This is a genomic window from Sphingomonas sp. CFBP8993 (assembly GCF_034044895.1).
Taxonomy (GTDB): domain Bacteria; phylum Pseudomonadota; class Alphaproteobacteria; order Sphingomonadales; family Sphingomonadaceae; genus Sphingomonas.
In genome coordinates this window covers 1-17,250 of record NZ_JAXCWU010000001.1, presented here as the reverse complement: position 1 = coordinate 17,250, position 17,250 = coordinate 1, and the positions used below count along the sequence as shown (strand labels likewise).

General features: G+C 67.8%; 12 protein-coding genes and 1 tRNA gene. 8 read left to right on the top strand and 5 right to left on the bottom strand.

Annotated elements, in window-relative coordinates; translation table 11 throughout:
- Positions 1 to 5: 5 nt before the first annotated feature.
- Both SOM26_RS00065 and SOM26_RS00060 read right to left on the bottom strand, forming a co-directional pair.
- A complete protein-coding gene (locus SOM26_RS00065) occupies positions 6 to 695 on the bottom strand; it encodes an ABC transporter ATP-binding protein (RefSeq protein WP_320450698.1) in 690 nt (229 codons plus the stop codon).
- 12 nt (positions 696 to 707) lie between these two features.
- Positions 708 to 1,940 (bottom strand): efflux RND transporter periplasmic adaptor subunit, encoded by a 1,233-nt coding sequence (locus SOM26_RS00060; protein ID WP_320450697.1) that lies wholly within the window; start codon positions 1,938 to 1,940, stop codon positions 708 to 710.
- 102 nt (positions 1,941 to 2,042) lie between these two features.
- Here SOM26_RS00060 and SOM26_RS00055 point away from each other — a divergent pair, with 102 nt between their 5' ends.
- Entirely contained in the window at positions 2,043 to 3,377 is a 1,335-nt protein-coding gene (locus SOM26_RS00055) for a sigma-54-dependent transcriptional regulator (RefSeq protein ID WP_320450696.1), read from the top strand.
- On the top strand, positions 3,367 to 4,521 hold the full coding sequence (locus SOM26_RS00050; protein WP_320450695.1) for a sensor histidine kinase: 1,155 nt from the start codon (positions 3,367 to 3,369) through the stop codon (positions 4,519 to 4,521). The genes SOM26_RS00055 and SOM26_RS00050 overlap by 11 nt, the downstream gene beginning before the upstream one ends.
- A gap of 81 nt (positions 4,522 to 4,602) precedes the next feature.
- Here the strand turns inward: SOM26_RS00050 and glpK are convergent, their stop codons facing one another.
- Positions 4,603 to 6,099, bottom strand: a complete 1,497-nt coding sequence (glpK, locus tag SOM26_RS00045; protein ID WP_320450694.1) for a glycerol kinase GlpK — start codon at positions 6,097 to 6,099, stop codon at positions 4,603 to 4,605.
- A gap of 121 nt (positions 6,100 to 6,220) precedes the next feature.
- Between glpK and SOM26_RS00040 the strand changes: the two genes are divergently transcribed.
- The 3 genes from SOM26_RS00040 (at position 6,221) to SOM26_RS00030 (ending at position 11,485) form a co-directional block, all read left to right on the top strand.
- On the top strand, positions 6,221 to 7,729 hold the full coding sequence (locus tag SOM26_RS00040) for a glycerol-3-phosphate dehydrogenase (RefSeq protein ID WP_320450693.1): 1,509 nt from the start codon (positions 6,221 to 6,223) through the stop codon (positions 7,727 to 7,729).
- A gap of 121 nt (positions 7,730 to 7,850) precedes the next feature.
- On the top strand, positions 7,851 to 8,603 hold the full coding sequence (locus SOM26_RS00035; protein ID WP_320451249.1) for a FadR/GntR family transcriptional regulator: 753 nt from the start codon (positions 7,851 to 7,853) through the stop codon (positions 8,601 to 8,603).
- 185 nt (positions 8,604 to 8,788) lie between these two features.
- Positions 8,789 to 11,485: a TonB-dependent receptor gene (locus tag SOM26_RS00030; protein ID WP_320450692.1), complete on the top strand. Its 2,697-nt coding sequence runs from the start codon at positions 8,789 to 8,791 to the stop codon at positions 11,483 to 11,485.
- On the opposite strand, the gene SOM26_RS00025 is transcribed toward SOM26_RS00030, so the two are convergent.
- Complete coding sequence (locus SOM26_RS00025) at positions 11,463 to 12,191, bottom strand: acid phosphatase (RefSeq protein ID WP_320450691.1); 729 nt, start codon at positions 12,189 to 12,191, stop codon at positions 11,463 to 11,465. The genes SOM26_RS00030 and SOM26_RS00025 overlap by 23 nt on opposite strands.
- 255 nt (positions 12,192 to 12,446) lie before the next feature.
- Between SOM26_RS00025 and SOM26_RS00020 the strand changes: the two genes are divergently transcribed.
- The 3 genes from SOM26_RS00020 (at position 12,447) to SOM26_RS00010 (ending at position 16,831) form a co-directional block, all read left to right on the top strand.
- Positions 12,447 to 15,170, top strand: coding sequence for a TonB-dependent receptor (locus SOM26_RS00020; protein WP_320451248.1), 2,724 nt, complete (start codon positions 12,447 to 12,449; stop codon positions 15,168 to 15,170).
- 145 nt (positions 15,171 to 15,315) lie between these two features.
- A complete protein-coding gene (locus tag SOM26_RS00015; RefSeq protein ID WP_320450690.1) occupies positions 15,316 to 15,822 on the top strand; it encodes a sigma-70 family RNA polymerase sigma factor in 507 nt (168 codons plus the stop codon).
- Positions 15,815 to 16,831, top strand: a complete 1,017-nt coding sequence (locus SOM26_RS00010; RefSeq protein WP_320450689.1) for a FecR family protein — start codon at positions 15,815 to 15,817, stop codon at positions 16,829 to 16,831. The genes SOM26_RS00015 and SOM26_RS00010 overlap by 8 nt, the downstream gene beginning before the upstream one ends.
- A gap of 327 nt (positions 16,832 to 17,158) precedes the next feature.
- On the opposite strand, the gene SOM26_RS00005 is transcribed toward SOM26_RS00010, so the two are convergent.
- A tRNA-Met gene (locus SOM26_RS00005) sits at positions 17,159 to 17,235 on the bottom strand.
- Positions 17,236 to 17,250: the final 15 nt, after the last annotated feature.

Sequence of the window (17,250 nt, the reverse complement as noted above, 5' to 3'; positions counted from 1 at the left end):
CCTTTTCAGATCGCGCGCATGGCGCTGGCGACGATACGGCCGTCGAGCATGTCGATTCGGCGCTTGGCGAGGTCAGCATGGCTGGGCGAGTGGGTGACCATGATGATCGTGGCGCCCGCGTCGTTCAGACCGGTCAGGATGTTCATCACCTGCTCGCCATTGGCGGTGTCGAGGTTGCCGGTCGGCTCGTCCGCCAGGATCAGCTTGGGATCGCCGACGATGGCGCGGGCGATGGCGGCGCGCTGTTGCTGGCCACCCGACAGCTGGTGGGGAAAGTGGCGCGCGCGGTGGGCGATGCCGACCCGGTCCATCGCCGCCGCCACCCGGCCGCGGCGCCCCCCTTCCTTGGCGCCCGCATCGCTGCGATAGGCGAGGCCCAGCGCGACATTCTCCTCGATGGTCAGCTCGTCGATCAGGTTGAAGCTCTGGAACACGAAGCCCAGCGTGTCGGCGCGGAACCGGGCCAGCGCCTTTTCGTCGAGCGCCGCCAGGTCGCGGTCGCCGAACAGATAGCGTCCCCCCGTCGGCCGATCGACCGTGCCCAGCGTGTTGAGCAAAGTCGACTTGCCGCAGCCCGACGGGCCCATGATGGCCAGGAACTCGCCCTCCGCGACATGCAGGTCGATGTCGTGCAGCGCGGTCGTCTCGACCTCGTCGGAGACGTAGCGGCGTTGAATATTTTCCAGTCGGATCATGGATGCTCCCCCTTATCGGATGTTCAGGATATCGCCCTTCACGGACGATGTGTTGCTGATGACGATGCGTTCGCCGGGATTGAGGCCGGACAGGATCTCGACCTGTTCGGGATTGCGGCGGCCGATGCGGACCTGGCGGCGGCGGGCATGGGCGCCATCGGGGTCGAGGACGAAGGCCGAACTACCGCCCGCCTCCAGCCAGCCGCCGACCGGCGCCACCACCGCGCGGCTCGCGGCGCCCAGGGTGATACGGATGTCGATCGTCTGCCCGCGATTGAGCCCGGCGGGCGCACGGACAAAGGTCAGCTCGACCTGGAAGCGGCCATCCTTCACCGCGGGCAGGACCTTCGACACGGTCAGCTTGGCGCCGTCCGTTGTGGTCGCGGTCTGCCCCGGCGCCACGCGGCCGAGATAATATTCGTCGACCTGCGCCACGAGCTTCCACGAACCCTCGCTGTCCACCTGCCCCGCCGGATCGCCGGGCTTCAGCGTCTGGCCAGGCTGGATGACGAAGTTGGTCAGACGCCCGCCCGACGGCGCGCGGATGGTCAGGCCCTCCAGGCCTGCCCGCACTGCCGCCATGTTGCCCGCCAGTCGCGTCTGCGTATCGGCCAGCCGCGCCGCCTGGGTCGCGGTGATCCGCACCTCGGTGGCGCGGCCCGACTTCAGTTGGGCCAAGCGCTTTTCCTGATAGGCGGCCTCTTCCTCGAAACTGCGGACGCCCGCATCCGACAGGAAGCCCTGGTCGTGCAGCTGGCGACGGATGCCCAGGTCGCGGCGCGCCTTGATCAGGTCATACTCCGCCTGCGCCACCTGGCCTGCGCGGTCGAGCGAGTTGCGCTCGATCCCCAGTCCTTCGCTGGCGACGCCGCCCAGCTGGCTGGCGATCTGCGCCTCGCGGGTCAGCACGTCGAGCTTCAGCTGCGGGTTGGCCAGCGTGGCGAGCGGCTGCCCCTCGGCGACCATCTCGCCGTCCTGGACCAGCAGCCGCTCGACCTGTCCGCCCGACAACACGCCGACCAGCGTGGTGACACGCGGCGTGACGGTGGCGCGGACCGGCAGATAATCGTCGAACGCCGCGCGCGTGACCTCGCCCGTCTCGACATTGGCGGCCGCGATGTCGGTCGATCCGGCGGCAGGCAGGATGCGCCAGATCGCGACGGCGGCGATCGCCAGCAAGGCGGCGATCACGACCGGGCGACGGCGCCACCACGGCGTCGACTTGCGCGCGATCCTGCGGTCCATTCCTGCCCCGGGGCCTGCCCCCGGCGAAGCGCTTGCGTGTACGGGTTGTTCGGTCATCATGGGTGGAGTGTCACCCAAGACGGCGGGAAAACCTAAACCCCCATGAATACGCCCTTTTCCAGCAACGCGGCCCAATCCGACCGTTCACGTCCGGACGCACCGTCCGGAAATGGACGGTCGGACGACCGGTCAAGCCCGCTGGCGATCCTGCTGATCGACGACAATCCGCGCATCGCCGAATCGCTCGTCCTGGCCATCGACCTGGCCGGGCACAGGCTGGACGTGGCGCAGGGGCCGGAGGACGGCTTTTCCATGCTGGCGACCCGGCGATACGACGCGATCCTGCTCGACCTGAACTATACCGCCGGGCGCACCGACGGGGCGGAGGGACTGGTCGTGCTCGACCGGTTGCTGGCCGACGATCCGGGTGCGTGCATCGTCGTCATCACCGCGCATAGCGGTATCCGGCTGGCGGTCACCGCGATGCAGGCGGGCGCGCGCGACTTCGTGATGAAGCCATGGCGCAATGCCGAGCTGATCGCCAAGATCGAACTGGCCGCCCGCCGCCGCCCGGCCAAACCCGATATCTTCGCGACCCCTGTCATGGGGAATAGCATGACGGAGCCCGCCCGACTGCTCGGCGACAGCGACGCGATCGAGCAGGTGCGCATGGTGGTCCGCCGGATCGGCCCCACCATGGCGGGCGTCGTCGTGACGGGTCCTTCGGGTGCCGGGCGCAGCCTGATCGCCGCCGCCGTCCACGCGGCTTCGGCGGCGGCGGGGGCGGGGGCGGAGACGCCGATGATGCGGATCGATCTGCGCGACCCGCAAGCCTGGGACCGACTGGATCAGGGCGGCGCGGGCACCACCTGGCTGTTGCGTCATCCCGACCGACTGGACGAGATGACCCAGGCGCGGTTGCTCGACCGGTTGCGCCCGGGTCGCTTCATCGCCATCGCCGACGATGCACGCGCGATCGCCCCGGCGCTGGCCCGGCGGATCGCCACGGTCGAGATCGCCGCCCCGCCGCTGGCCGCCCGCCGCCGGGACGTGCCGCTGCTCGCAAGGCATTTTGCCCGGCTCGCGGCCCAGCGGCATGGCCGCCCCCTGCCCCGCTTCACGCCCGCCGCCGAGGCGCTGTTCGCCGATGCGATCTGGCCCGACGAGATACGCGGGCTGGCCGCCGCGATCGAACGCGCGCTGCTGCTGGGCGAGGACGGTGTGATCGACGCCGCGTTGCTCGCCCCAGCCGTGCCGACCGCCGCCATCCTGCAAAACGCGGCACCGGGCCGCGCCAGCTTCGACCTGGACCAGAGCGAGCGCGGCATGATCGAGGCCGCGCTGGCAGAGCACCACCACAACGTCACCCAGGCCGCACAGGCACTGGGGCTCAGCCGTGGTGCGCTGTATCGGCGGATGGCGCGCCATGGCCTTTGACCCTGCGACCCGCCGGGTCGCCGCCGCCGCCGTTTCCGGGACCGCGCTGACCGGGATCGGCGCGCTGCTGGTGCTGGCCTGGCAAGGGGGCATGTTGGCAAGTATCGCCGGACTGGTGCTGTGTGCCGCCTGGCTGGTGGTTGCGGGCTGCTGGGCAACCCTGCGCGGCCTGACGGCCGGACAAGGCCGGGAAGAAGCGGCGCGGCCCGTCGAAGGGCCGCCGCTTTCGGCCCTGTTCGACCAGATACCCCTGCCGCTGCTGCGGATGGACGGCACCGCCGCACGGGCGCTCAACCGGGCCGGACGGACATTGTTTGCCACCGACGACCGGCTGAGCCCGACGCCGCCCGCACTGGTCGACCCGCGCGAGACCCGGCTGCGGCATGAGGGGAGAAGCTGGCGGATCGAGCGGGTCGCGGGCGGCGGCCAGGCGCTGGTCATGCTGGTCGATGTCGAGGCGGAACGCCGCGCTGCCGAGGTTCATGCCGATAACGAGATGATCGACATTCTGGGCCACGAACTGCTCAACGGCCTCTCGCCGATCGTGTCGCTGGCTGACAGCGCACAGGTGGCGGCGGAACGCGGCGATGCCCGCCTGCCCGCGATCCTCGCCACGCTGGCCCGGCGGATCGAGGGGCTGGAACGTTTCACTCGCGCCTATCGGATGCTCGCCCGGCTGCCCGACCCGGTGCGAACGGCCGTGGATATGGGCGAGATGGTCGACGATCTGTCGCGCCTGTTCGCCGAACGTTTCGGCGACCAAGTAGCGCTGTCGATCGAAATGCCCGATGGGACTGCTGGCTGGTGCGACCGGGATCAGATGACGCAGGCGCTCTGGGCGCTCCTCCACAATGCAGCCGAGGCGGCGCTGGTCGGGACGGTCGCCCCGGCGGTGACGCTCGCCGTGACGGCGGAAGCGGACCGGCTGATCGTGCGGGTGTCGGACAGCGGACGGGGTGTCGCCGCGCCCGAACGGGCCCGGATCTTCCGCCCCTTCCACACCACCAAGCCGGAAGGTTCGGGCATCGGCCTGACCCTGGCCCGCCGGATCGCCCAGGCGCATGGCGGCGAGCTGACGCTGTTGCCCGTCGCGGTTACGACGTTCGAGCTGGTCCTTTCCTCTACTATCAGGGGAGGAGTTTGACGGTCGTAAAAAGGCAGTTCCCTGCACGGACAGCGCCGATGCCGCGCGTCACCGCCGGGACCGGCATCGCCCCTATTACGCCTAGACCGCGCCCGGCTTGGCGAGCGTCCGCGCCACCGCGTCCCGCCACCCGGCGACCAACGGGGCACGCGCTTCATCGGTCATCGACGGCTCGAAACATTCCTCACGCGACCAGAGCCGTTCCAGCGCGTCGAGGCCCGACCACACGCCCGTCGCCAGCCCGGCATGGAACGCCGCGCCGCGCGCCGTCGTCTCCAGGTCGGCGGGCCGTTCGACCGGCGTCTGGATCATGTTGGCAAGGAAGCGGCACAGCCAGTCATTGGCCGCCATGCCGCCATCGACACGCAGGATCGCGGGCCCCTCGCCAGCATCGGCCTTCATCGCCTGAGCCAGGTCCATCGTCTGATAGGCGACCGCCTCCAGCGCCGCACGCGCCAGATGCGCCGCGCTCGCCCCCAGCGTCAGGCCATGGATGGCGCCGCGCGCATCCGGCTCCCAATAGGGCGCGCCCATGCCGACGAATGCGGGGACCATATAGACGCCATGACTGTCGGGCACCTGCGTCGCCAAGTCGTCCGTCTGGCTGGCATGGGTGATGACGCCCAGCCCGTCGCGCAGCCACTTCACCGCCGCGCCTGCCACGAAGATCGAACCCTCCAGCGCATAGGTCGTCTTGCCGTTCAGGCGATACGCGGGCGTGGTCAGCAACCGATGCTTCGATACGACCGCCGTCTCGCCGGTGTTGAGCAGCATGAAGCAGCCGGTGCCATAGGTCGACTTGGCCATGCCGTGCCGGAAACAGGCCTGGCCGAACAACGCCGCTTGCTGGTCGCCCGCCATCCCCGCGATCGGGATCGCCGCCCCCAGCAGATCGGGCACGGTCGTGCCGAAGACATGGGCATTGTCGTGCACCTCCGGCAGCATCGCCATCGGCACGCGCAGCAACCGGCACAGTTCCTCGTCCCAAATGCCGCGATGGATATCGAACAACATGGTGCGGCTGGCATTGGTGATGTCGGTGGCATGCACCGCGCCGCCGGTCAGTCGCCAGAGCAGGAAGCTGTCGATCGTCCCGAACGCCAGTTCACCCCGCTCGGCGCGCCCCCGCGCACCCTCGACATGGTCGAGCAGCCAGGCGAGCTTGGTCGCGGAGAAATAGGGGTCGATCAACAGGCCGGTCCGCTCCCGCACCAGATCCTTGGCACCATCGGCCTTTAGCGTCTGGCACAGCCTGGTGCCGCGTCGGTCCTGCCACACGATCGCGCGGTGGATCGGCTCGCCGGTGGCGCGGTCCCAGACGACGACCGTCTCACGCTGGTTGGTGATGCCGATCGCGGCGATCTCGGCCGGGACGACGCGGCTTTCGCCGATCGCCTTGCGCGCGGTGGCCAGCGCGTCGCGCCAGATATCCTCCGGGTCATGTTCGACCCAGCCGAGCGCGGGATAGTGCTGCGCGCATTCGGCCTGGGCGATGGCGACCCGGCGGGCGTGCCCATCGAAGACGATGCTGCGTGTCGAGGTGGTCCCCTGATCGATCACCAGAATGTGCGACGCCATCCTTCTCGCCTCTCTCAGCCTTCGTTCTGCGACGTCACACGGTTTCCGATGAACGTCGGTCATGTCGCTTTGTCGGTAATCGGTATATCAGGGACCGTGTTCGAAACCAGGGCGAGGCCGCATGACGGACCATGGCACGGATAGGGTCGACCTGCTGATCGTCGGCGGCGGCATCAACGGCGCAGGGATCGCGCGCGATGCCGCCGGGCGCGGCCTGTCCGTGCTGCTGGTCGAGCAGGACGATCTGGCCAGCCATACTTCGTCGGCGTCGACCAAGCTGATCCATGGCGGCCTGCGCTATCTGGAATATGGCGAGTTCCGGCTGGTGCGAGAGGCGTTGATCGAGCGTGAGCGGCTGTTGAACATGGCGCCGCACATCATCTGGCCGCTGTCCTTCGTCCTGCCGCAGACCCGGTCGCCGCGTCCCGCCTGGATGGTTCGGCTGGGCCTGTTCCTGTACGATCATCTGGGTGGGCGAGACAAATTGCCCGGCACCCGCACCGTCGCGCTGGAGCGTTCGCCGCTGGGCGCGGGGCTTTCGCCGCGAGAGGGCAAGGCTTTCGTCTATTCGGATTGCTGGGTCGAGGATAGCCGCCTGGTCGCGCTGAACGCGCTCGACGCGCAGGAGCGGGGCGCGCGGATCGAGACGCGAACGCGGCTGATCGACGCCCGCCGCGAGGGAGCGGGCTGGACCGCGACGGTGGCTGCGGAGGGTGGCACGCCGCGCAAGGTCCAGGCCCGCGCGCTGGTCAACGCCGCCGGACCCTGGGTCGCCGACGTCATCGGCCGGACGCACGGCACCCGGCGCGATCGCGGCGTGCGGCTGGTCAAGGGCAGCCATATCGTCCTGCCCCGGCTTTACGAGGGCGACCATGCCTTCATGCTCCAGAATGACGACCGGCGCATCGTCTTCGCCATCCCCTATGAGGGCCGCTTCACCCTGGTCGGCACCACCGACGAGCCCTGGACCGAGGCCCCGGCCAAGGCGTCGATCAGCCAGGCCGAAACCACCTATCTGCTAGACACCGCGAACCGGTATTTCATGCGCAAGGTCGATCCGTCGGACGTCGTCTGGAGCTATGCCGGTATCCGGCCACTCTACGACGATCATGCCGCCAATGCCTCGGCAGTGACGCGCGACTATGTCCTCGACCTCGACACCGGGGCGGAGGGTGAGGCGCAGGCGCCGATGCTCAACATCTTCGGCGGCAAGATCACGACGTATCGCAAGCTGGCCGAACACGCGATGCGCGAACTGGCCGCTTTCTTCCCTGCGGCGGGACCGGCCTGGACGGCGGGTGCGACGCTGCCCGGCGGGGACTTTGCCGACGCCAACTTCGACCGCTTCCTGGCCGACCTGACCGTACGCCATGGGCAGGTGCCGCCCGCGCTCCTGCGGCGTCTGGCCCGCGCCTATGGCACGCGCGTCGACAGGATCCTGGCGTCGGGTGATCTGGGCGAGGATCTGGGCGGCGGCCTGCACACCGCCGAAGTGGATTATCTGGTAAGAGCCGAATGGGCGCGGACGGCGGAGGACATTCTCTATCGCCGCAGCAAGCTGGGCCTGCATGTGCCCCCGCAAACGCCCGAGCGGCTGGCCCGCTATCTGGCGGAGCAAGGCGTCGCGTGATCTGAACGTCGTCGAGGCGCGTGACGAAAACACGCCCTGATAAAGCCGATCGAAAACCCGCCCGACCAATCCGATGCAAGTGCTTGACCAGCGCGCGGTTGCGCCCCCTATAAGGGCGGTGATGGACAACAATACGACCCAGGACCGGCTCTACCGGGAACTCGCCCGTACGCTGATCGCCGAGCTTCAGGACGGCCGCTATCCAGTCGGCACGCGCATGCCCGCCGAGCGCGAACTGGCGACCCGGTTCGAGGTCAGCCGTCCCGTCATTCGCGAAGCGCTGATCGCGTTGGAGGTCCAGGGGTTTATCGAGGTTCGCATCGGATCGGGCGCGCATGTCGTCGCGCTGCCGGGCCAGGGCGAAACCCCCGATTTCGGCGTGTCGGCGATGGAAGTGGCCGAGGCGCGGCTGCTGTTCGAACCCGAAGCGGCGGCGCTGGCCGCGACCCAGATCACCGACGCGGAACTGGACGAACTGGCGACGCTGGTCGACGCGATCGAGGAAGAGAACAACACCGTCGGCGGTGCCTTTCGTGCGGACCGGGCCTTTCACACGCTGATCGCCCGGTCGACGCGCAACAGCGCGATCCTGGAGACGATCGACCGACTGTGGGAACAGCGACTACGCTCGGCCGAGAGCGCGCTGCTCGACGCCAAGGTGTTCGAAATCGACGTACGGCCGATCGTCGAGCATCACGCCGCGATCCTGGAAGCGTTGCGCACGCGCGACGCCGTCGCCTCGCGGGTCGCGATGCAGCGCCACCTGACCGCCGCACTGGAAGGGCTGCTGATCGCGAGCGAAGCCCGCGCGGTCGCCGAGGTCCGCCAGGCCCTTGCCGCCAAGCGCGACCGGACCGCGCATCTGAAGATCTGACGGTCGGGCCACATTGATTTTCTTCCTGCCGCTTACAGGGGAGGAATAGCCTGCCCTGCGACCCCCTGCGCCACTGACATGCGCCCTACATAATTGCCGCGTATCGGCCCGCCTACAGGCGGTCGCGGTGGTTGCGACGGGGATGGCAGGGGGCGAATGATTTCGGGTCCACCAGGGGGGTGGTCATGACGGCGCTGCTCGCGCTGGTGCTGGCGGGCGCGCAAGCCGATCCCCTGCTCTCCGTCGATCTTGCCGCCGGTCCCGTGGCGTCGGGGCTCGACCGCCTGGCGCGACAGGCGGGCCAGGCCGTGGTCGCGCGGCCGGGCGATCTGGCGGGTCGCGATGCGGCGGCGCTGCGCGGACAGATGCGTTTGTCGCAGGCGCTTGCCCGCTGGTGTCGACCCGCCGGATTGTCCTGCCGCCAGATCGCGGGCGGTATCGTGGTGCGTGCCGAAACACCGCAGCACCGCCCCATCCCGGCGGTCAGGGCGCGCCCTGCTGCCCCTCCCCCACCAGCCCCGGTGATCGGGCCCGACGTCATCGTTACCGGCCGTCGCGGCACCACCATCCAGGGCGAGCTGGAGCGCAGCTATTCCGCCTCGCACCTCGACGCGATCACGCTGGCCCGGCGCCCGCCGCAGAGCCTGGCCGAGCTGTTGTCGGGGTTGCCCGGCCTGTGGGTCGACACATCCGCTGGTGCCGCCGCCAACACGATCCGGGTGCGCGGCATTCCACTCGACGGATATCAGGGGATCGCGGTTCAGGTGGACGGCCTGCCGGTCCAGCACGACACCTTGCCCTGGACCGATATCGACCAGTTCGTCCGCCCCGACCTGATGATCGAGAGCGCCGATTATGTCCGCGGCGGCCCGTCGGCGATCTTTGCCAGCAATGCGCCGGGCGGGGTCCTCAACCTGCGTACGCGGGCACCGGTTGACCGGCCGGGCGGCGCAGTGCGGGTGACGGCCAGCGACTACGGACTGGCGCGGTGGGAGGGCTATGCCACCGCACCCATCGCGCCGGGCTGGCGCATGATCGCGGGCGGCATGATCGCCAGCGATCCGACGGTGCGGCGGATCGCCGCGACGCTGGGCGGCGGGCAGATGCGGGCCCGGCTCGACCACGACCTGGGCGGTGGCGGCACGCTGAGTCTGGCGATCCATACCCTCGCCGACGATACGCTCAATATCTCGTCCTTTCCGATGCGGATCGTGCAGGGACAGATCCGTCCCCTGCCCGGCTTCGATCCCCGACGCGGCAGCTTTTTCGGGCCCGAGCTGTCCGATCTGCGTTTCGCGACCCTGGGTGACCGTCCGTTCGGGCGCAATAATCGCAACCGGATGGTCGTGCCGTCGCTGTCGCTGACCCAGCCGGTCGCGGACGGCATCCTCAGCGTGCGCGCCCATATCCGGGCATCGCGGACCGAGCGTTATGCGCTGTCCTCCTCCGGCAATGCGATCCCCGCCGCGCAGGCCTTGGCCGAGGCCGCCCCGCGTCTCGCCGCCGCCTTTCCCGGCACGGCCAGCGTCACCCTGACCCATGCGAGCGACGGGACGGCCTTTACTCCGCTGCCCGACAACGACCTGGTCGTCGCGCTCAACCCGGTCGCGGCGGATACCCGACTGGCCGAAGGGCTGGCCGATATTTCCTATGCCCGGCGGCTGGAGGCGGCGGGCCGTCATGACCTGACCCTGGGGCTCTATGCCGTGGGCTATCGCTGGGACTTTCGGCGGGCGGTGGCGCGGGCCCTGCTCGAAGCGCGCGAACAGGGGCGGCGGCTGGACCTGACCGCGCTGGATGGTGATGGCCGAGCGCTCGGGCGGCTGACCGACGATGGCTTGCTGAACACCGGATCGACCTATGAAGCGATGACTGGCCGCCAGCACATGATCGCACTCTATGCCGCCGACGAATGGCAGATTGCCGAGCGTTGGCGGATCGACTGGGGCCTTCGCCACGAGCGGGCCCGGCTGTCGGCTGTCGTCGAGCGCGCGACGACACGCGATGGCGGCGATCCCGCCACGCTGGCCGACGATCGCATCGCCATCGGATCGGGCCAATGGGACGACCGCCGCGAACGCATCGCGCGCACCGCCGCCACGGTCGCGCTCCATTGGCGGGCAAATTCGGCAACCGGGGTGTTCGCCCGCATGACGCGCGCGATGCGATTGCCCGATCCGGGCGTGTTCCGCGTCGGCGGCGGCGATCCGGCTCGGGCGATGACCATCGAACAGGGGGAACTCGGACTGATCTGGAGGCAGGACAGGCTCGGCTTCGACGCGACGCTGTTCGCCAGCCGTTTTCCGAATATCGCCCTGCCCGATCTGTCGCTCGATCCCGTGACGGGGGCGGTTCGGGTCGGGACGAATGCCGCGGCGGCCCGGACGATCGGGCTGGAACTCGGTACCCGCGCCGCCCCGGTGCAGGGCGTGACGCTACGCGGTACGGTGACGATCCAGGATCCCCGGCTGCAATCCTATCGGCTGACCAGCCTGGCCGACGGGATACCCGTCGTCACCGATCTGAGCGGACGCATTCCCCGCCGCGTACCGCGCATGATGGCCAGCCTGTCGGCCAGCGCGGCCCTGCCCGGCACCGGCATCACGCTCGACGGTGATGTCTCGGCCATGGGGCGGCGGTTCGCCGATGACGCCAACAGCCTGGCGCTGCCCGGTTTCGCGATCCTGGGCCTCGGCGCACGCTGGACGGCAAGCCCCGCGCTCACGGTACAGCTTCGCGCCACCAACCTGCTCGACCGGATCGCGGTGATGCAGGGCGATGCGCTGGGCGGTGAGATTCGGGCGGGTGGCACGGACGGCATCGTCACCGTCCGTGCGCAGCAGGGTCGCGTCGTCAGCCTCAGTGCGGAGTGGCGGCGCTAGTCCGGTAGCGTGCCAGCTCGTCTGCCGCCGCCGCCATGTCGCGGCGAAAGGCCGCATTGCCATGTTCGCGCGCGACGATCGCGCTGGCCGCCATATACCCGCCCTCGACCGCGCTCTGGCTGTGCGAACCGCAGATCCAGCGGCTGTCGCCATAATCGTGCCCACGCGCCAGAAGCGCGCTCGCCCGGTCGGGCAATAGTTCGGCCATGATCAGCGCAAAGCTCCAGCCATTGGCGGTATGGCCGGAAGGATAGTCGCCATTGGCGATCAGGCCCGCCGTACGCGGCTCGCAAATGGTCAGGTCGCTGCCGATAAAGGGTCGCGGCGATTGCCAATGCGCCTTGGCCGCGCGGATCGCCGTCGAGCGGTCCGCGTCGAACCGGGCCAGCATCGCGCGGGTCAGCGGCAATTTGCTCCAGTCCGGACGAAAGCCCAGTGCGTCGGCGAAGCGCGCGCCCAGGTCGCTCGACACGTCCGCCGTCGCCTGCTGCCACCGCGCCATGCCGCGCAGCGCCCGGCTGTCGCGAAAGGCGCGTGCATCGGCCAGGGCGCGCGGCGATCCGGGCGTGGGTGGCCCTGGCAGGATGATCGCCAGATTGACCCCCTCACCCGCTGCCAGATAGCCCGCGACATCCTTCGCACTGGCCTCGCCGGGCGACAGCATCGCCAGTCCGGCGACGGCCGCCAGCCCCCATCCCCGCATCATCCCGCCCATCATTCAGACCCCGCCCAAGAAACGATCGAAACCCTTGAAGACACCGCCTGCCCAATTTCGGGGACAATGTCTTGCGATAATTGGCTGCGCTATCATCACATTGGTTACGATGTAATAAAAACGCCATAAATGTCTTAAAACTTTTACAAATTTCCTTGTCCCCGTTTGTCGCTCGCCGCCGTCTTCCCCGCATTCGCCCGTATGGCTCGGGCGAGCGAATGTGATTTCGTGGGGGAATTTTTCGTGATGGGTATCAAGCGGACGCTGTTGCTGGCGTCGAGCGCGCTGTGTGTCGCGCAACCGGTTTGGGCACAGGATCAGGCGGCAGGCGCAAACGACGCCGCAACCAACAGCACCGGCGGCGAAGTCGTCGTCACAGGCTATCGCACCAGCCTGGCCCAGGCGCGCAATTCGAAGCGTGATGCGACGATCATCAAGGACTCGATCTCGGCCAGCGATATCGCGGCCTTTCCCGACCTGAACCTGGCCGAGGCGCTCCAGCGCCTGCCCGGCGTCGCGATCAACCGCGAGGCGGGCGAAGGTCGCCGGATCTCCCTGCGCGGCCTGGGCCCCGACTTCACCCGCGTCCAGCTGAACGGCATGGAAGTGCTGGGCAATGTCGACTCGCCGCAGGACAGCCGTGGCCAGACAACGCGCGACCGCGCCTTCGACTTCAACCTGTTCGCCGCCGAACTGTTCAACCATGTCGACGTCGAGAAGTCGTACCAAGCGCAGCAGACCGAAGGCGGTCTGGCGGGGACGGTCGGCCTCTTCACCGCGCGCCCCTTCGATTACAAGGGCACCAAGGTCGCACTGTCGGCGCAGGGCGGCACCAATTCGCTGACCCGCGATTTCCAGCCGCGCCTGACCGGTCTCGTTTCCAAGAATTGGGGCAATTTCGGCATACTGGTGTCGGGTGCCTATAGCCGCCGCAACACCCGCGAAGAGGGTTTCGACACCTATCGCTGGCGCCGCAACAAGGCGAACGGCAGCAACATCAGCGGCCTGACCGCCGCCGAGCAGGCCAAGATCAACTCGGGCGACCTGCTGTTCGCGCGCGGCAACCGCCTGTCGGTGTGGGACAGCAAGCAGGAGCGGATCGGCCTGACGAGCTCGGTCCAGTGGGCACCTACCGACAAAGTCCATGTCACGCTCGACGGCCTGTACGGCCAGTTCAAGGGTGACCGGTTCGAAACCCACCTCGCCTCGCGCGGCGGCGGCAGCTCGACCTGGCTCGGCGGCGGCGAGACGTTCGCGGGCACGGTCTATCCGAACTCGCGGGTCAACGCGATCCAGTGGAACGACCGTAACGAGGTGACCTATCTCGACGTGTCGGGCGGCAAGGCGTCGACCGAAACCCGCGTCCAGAACACCAAGAACGTCTTCAAGCAGCTTGTCCTCAGTGGCGATGCCGAGCTGGTCGACGGCCTGACCTTCCGCTGGCTTGGCGGTGTCGAGCGTTCGCGCTACGACATGCCGGTCAACGACAAGTTCACGCTGGAGGGCTTTGGCGACGTCATCTCCGACTATCGCGGCGGCACCTATTCGTTGGTGAACACCTACAAGTTCAACACGACCGACCCCAATTTCTGGCATGCCAAGCGTCTGTATGCGAACCAGACGTTCCAGGATTCGGGCTTCGACAACGTCAAGGGCAGCTTCGAGTACAAGGCATCGCCCGACGACAAGATCAGCGTCGGCGGCGAATGGCGGCGCTTCTCGAACAGCGGCTATTATGCCGAGCAGGACAATATCCTGACCAGCGGTTTCGTGTCGGGCAAGGTCAACGCCAATCCCAGCGCCTATGCCCAGACCTATACCGGCTATAGCGGCCAGGACTGGACGATCGTGAACTTCCCCAAGATGCTCCAGACGCTGGGCATCGACCGGTCGCAATATCTGACCAAGCCGCTGGGCGTGTTCGCGGTCGAGGAACGGACCGGTGCCGCCTTCGTGCAATATGACTGGAACCACATCCTGGGCGGCGTGCCGTTCCGCGGCAATATCGGTGCGCGCTATTACCGCACGACCGTGACCTCGGACGGCACCGCCAATGTCGGCCCGATCACCGTGCGCGGCGAATATGAGGGCGTGCTTCCCGCCGCCAACTTCATCTTCGAACTGGACCCCGGCCTGATGGTCCGCTTCGCCGCGTCGAAGAACATCAACCGCCCGGCACTCGGCGCGCTGGCAGTCAACGGGTCGGTGACGAACGACAATGGCAATGTAACCGTGTCGATCGGCAATCCGAACCTGCGCCCCTACAAGTCGACCGATTTCGACATCTCGACCGAATATTATTTCGGCTCGGTCGGCTATGTCGCGGGGGCGCTGTTCTACAAGACGCTCGACGGCTATATCTCGAACCAGACGGTCAACAATGTGCCCTATTCGCAGACCGGCCTGCCCGACAATCTCTATCCGGGCGTGACCGGATCGACGATCGTCGACAGCTATTCGCGGCCGGTCAATCTGGCGAAGACCAACCTGTTCGGCATCGAACTGTCCGGCCAGACCGACTTCAAGTTCCTGCCTGCTCCCTTCGACCGGCTGGGGACGGCAGTGAACTTCACCTATGTCGACTCGCGGCTCGACTATTCGAAAATCTATGCGGGCAGCATTCCGACCACGTTGGAGGGGCTGAGCAAGTATAACGCCAACGCCACCCTCTACTATCAGGACAAGGCGTTCGACGCCCGCGTCTCGGCCAATTACCGCAGCGGCTATATCTTCAGCGCCTCGCCGGTGCTGACGGCGCTTGGGCCGGACCAGGACGTGACCGGGTTCGAGGGCACCGTCTATATGGACATGTCGGCACATTATGCGGTCACGAAGAACGTCCAGCTGACGCTGAACGGCATCAACCTGACCAACCAGCGCGAGCGGCAATATTCGAACAGCACCAGGCGGCTTTATGTCGTGACCCGCTCGGGCACGACCTTGCTGGGCGGTATCCGGGTCACCTTCTGATCCGGCTTCCATGAACGCTCTTGATACCCCGCGCTATCGGGGTATCCGTGGCACCGCGCCGTACCCTTATGGGTGCGGCGCGGATCTTTTTCGATGAGGCCTGTCCCCGGATGCCATGCCACCGGCTCTTCCTGAACGACACCGAATGAGCGATCCGATCGCCTGGGCGGTCGAGGGGCGCGAACGGCTGCTGACCTATGTCCGCAGGCGTATCCGGGAATCCGAACAGGCGGAGGATATCGTGCAGGAGGCGATCATGCGGGTGATCGAGCAGGAGCGCAAACAGGTGATCGAACAGCCGCTCGCCTATGCCTTTCGCGTCGCGGACTCGGTCATCCACAACCGCGGCCGCCGGAATGCCGAGGATGGCGGCCCGGTCGATCCCGACATCGCCTGCGCCATGCCGCTGTCGGACGAGATCCTCGATTATCGCCAGCGCTTCGACCGGTTTCAGGCCGCGCTCGCCCGCCTACCGACCCAGCGCCGCACGGTCTTCATCGAACGGCATCTGGAGGGCAAGTCCCGCCAGCAGATCGCCGACGAGATGGGCCTTAGCGTCGAGGCGGTGAAGAAGCATCTCGTCCGCGCCATGGTCGACCTCGACGGCTGCATCGACGACCTGCCGGTCCGTGGAGGGGGTCGTCATGACTGACGCCATGCTGCTCCTGGAGGAGGCTGCCGACTGGGCCGATCGACTGGATGCACTATCGCCCGACGCGCGCGTCGAACTCCGGGCCTGGCTCGATCGGTCGGGCGCGCACCGCGAGGCGCTGTCGCGCATGGTTCGACTGCTCGGCGATCCGGCCTTGTTCGCCGCCATCGAGCAGATCGAAAAACCCACGATATCTCCTCCACCCCGCCCGCGTATCCGCGCCTGGAGCCGAGTGGCTCCCTCCCGGATGCCGCGCCGCGTGATGGTCGGCATGGCGGCGGCGCTTGCGGTAACGGTCGCGACGCCATTGGTCTGGCGATTGGCCGGGCCGGGCGCGTCGTCCGTCACGCACGTCTACGCCACGGCAACCGCCGAGCAGCGCGAGGTTGCGCTGCCCGATGGCTCGGACATGACGCTCGACGCGGCCTCCCACATCGCCATCGCCTTTTCCGACCGTGCCCGCAACCTGACCCTGCAACAGGGCGCCGCCCGGTTCGAAGTACGCCATGACGCCGCCCGCCCCTTCGCCGTCTCGACACCCGAGGGGCAGATGGTCGCGCTCGGCACCAATTTCAGCGTCGATCGGGGAGCAGGAACCAGCGAGCTGCGCGTCTATCGCGGCCGCGTGCGCCTGACCGTGCCGGGTCAGCCCGCCATGGTCGTCACTGCCGGGCACTGGGCGGAAGCCGGCGCAGGGCGGATCACGCTCCACGACTTTGACGTCGAGCGCTATCAGGGGTGGCAGGACCGCTGGCTCAGCGGCGATAGCATCCGTCTCGGCGATGCCATCACGCGGCTCAGGCGATACAGCACGCGGCCGATCGAGCTGCTGAACCCGGGTCTAGCCGACGAACGCTTCAACGGCCGTTTCCGCCTGGACCATCCGGTTGAAAGCCTGACGCTGATCGGAGCACTGTTCGATCAGCCGGTTTCAACCGACGGTCCCGTCATCGAATTCGGACGACCAAGCGCCTCATCCAACCGAACGCGATCCCGATCGCCGGAATAGTGCAGCCGATACATATTTAAGGCGCTGGGGCACCAGCGCGCTACGGTCGAGCCGCTTATGATCTGACATTATGAATCCCACCGAGAGCGCGGGCCATGGCCTCTGGAACGCTGTCGGGGGCATCCTCGACCTCTGCTCACCAGCTGATCGGTGCCTGCACACTATGCCGAAAGACCCTGCGGTAACGGGATCAAGCCGCCAGGGCACGGCGGGTGGCCCAGAGGCGGCGGTTGTGGCGGAGGTGGTGGCGAGCGAGGCATCGCTAGTGGCATATGCCACAAACGCCGACGCCGCCCCTGGGGGCGGCGTATGGTATATGTGGCGTAATGGTTGCGGGGGCAGGATTTGAACCTGCGGCCTTCAGGTTATGAGCCTGACGAGCTACCGGGCTGCTCCACCCCGCGAGAAGGGGGAAATTG

Excerpts from the sequence above, each read along its gene's own strand:
- SOM26_RS00065 (WP_320450698.1), bottom strand. The coding sequence starts at position 695 with ATGATCCGACTGGAAAATATTCAACGCCGCTACGTCTCCGACGAGGTC.
- SOM26_RS00060 (WP_320450697.1), bottom strand. The coding sequence starts at position 1,940 with ATGGACCGCAGGATCGCGCGCAAGTCGACGCCGTGGTGGCGCCGTCGC.
- SOM26_RS00055 (WP_320450696.1), top strand. The coding sequence starts at position 2,043 with ATGAATACGCCCTTTTCCAGCAACGCGGCCCAATCCGACCGTTCACGT.
- SOM26_RS00050 (WP_320450695.1), top strand. The coding sequence starts at position 3,367 with ATGGCCTTTGACCCTGCGACCCGCCGGGTCGCCGCCGCCGCCGTTTCC.
- glpK (WP_320450694.1), bottom strand. The coding sequence starts at position 6,099 with ATGGCGTCGCACATTCTGGTGATCGATCAGGGGACCACCTCGACACGC.
- SOM26_RS00040 (WP_320450693.1), top strand. The coding sequence starts at position 6,221 with ATGACGGACCATGGCACGGATAGGGTCGACCTGCTGATCGTCGGCGGC.
- SOM26_RS00035 (WP_320451249.1), top strand. The coding sequence starts at position 7,851 with ATGGACAACAATACGACCCAGGACCGGCTCTACCGGGAACTCGCCCGT.
- SOM26_RS00030 (WP_320450692.1), top strand. The coding sequence starts at position 8,789 with ATGACGGCGCTGCTCGCGCTGGTGCTGGCGGGCGCGCAAGCCGATCCC.
- SOM26_RS00025 (WP_320450691.1), bottom strand. The coding sequence starts at position 12,191 with ATGATGCGGGGATGGGGGCTGGCGGCCGTCGCCGGACTGGCGATGCTG.
- SOM26_RS00020 (WP_320451248.1), top strand. The coding sequence starts at position 12,447 with ATGGGTATCAAGCGGACGCTGTTGCTGGCGTCGAGCGCGCTGTGTGTC.
- SOM26_RS00015 (WP_320450690.1), top strand. The coding sequence starts at position 15,316 with ATGAGCGATCCGATCGCCTGGGCGGTCGAGGGGCGCGAACGGCTGCTG.
- SOM26_RS00010 (WP_320450689.1), top strand. The coding sequence starts at position 15,815 with ATGACTGACGCCATGCTGCTCCTGGAGGAGGCTGCCGACTGGGCCGAT.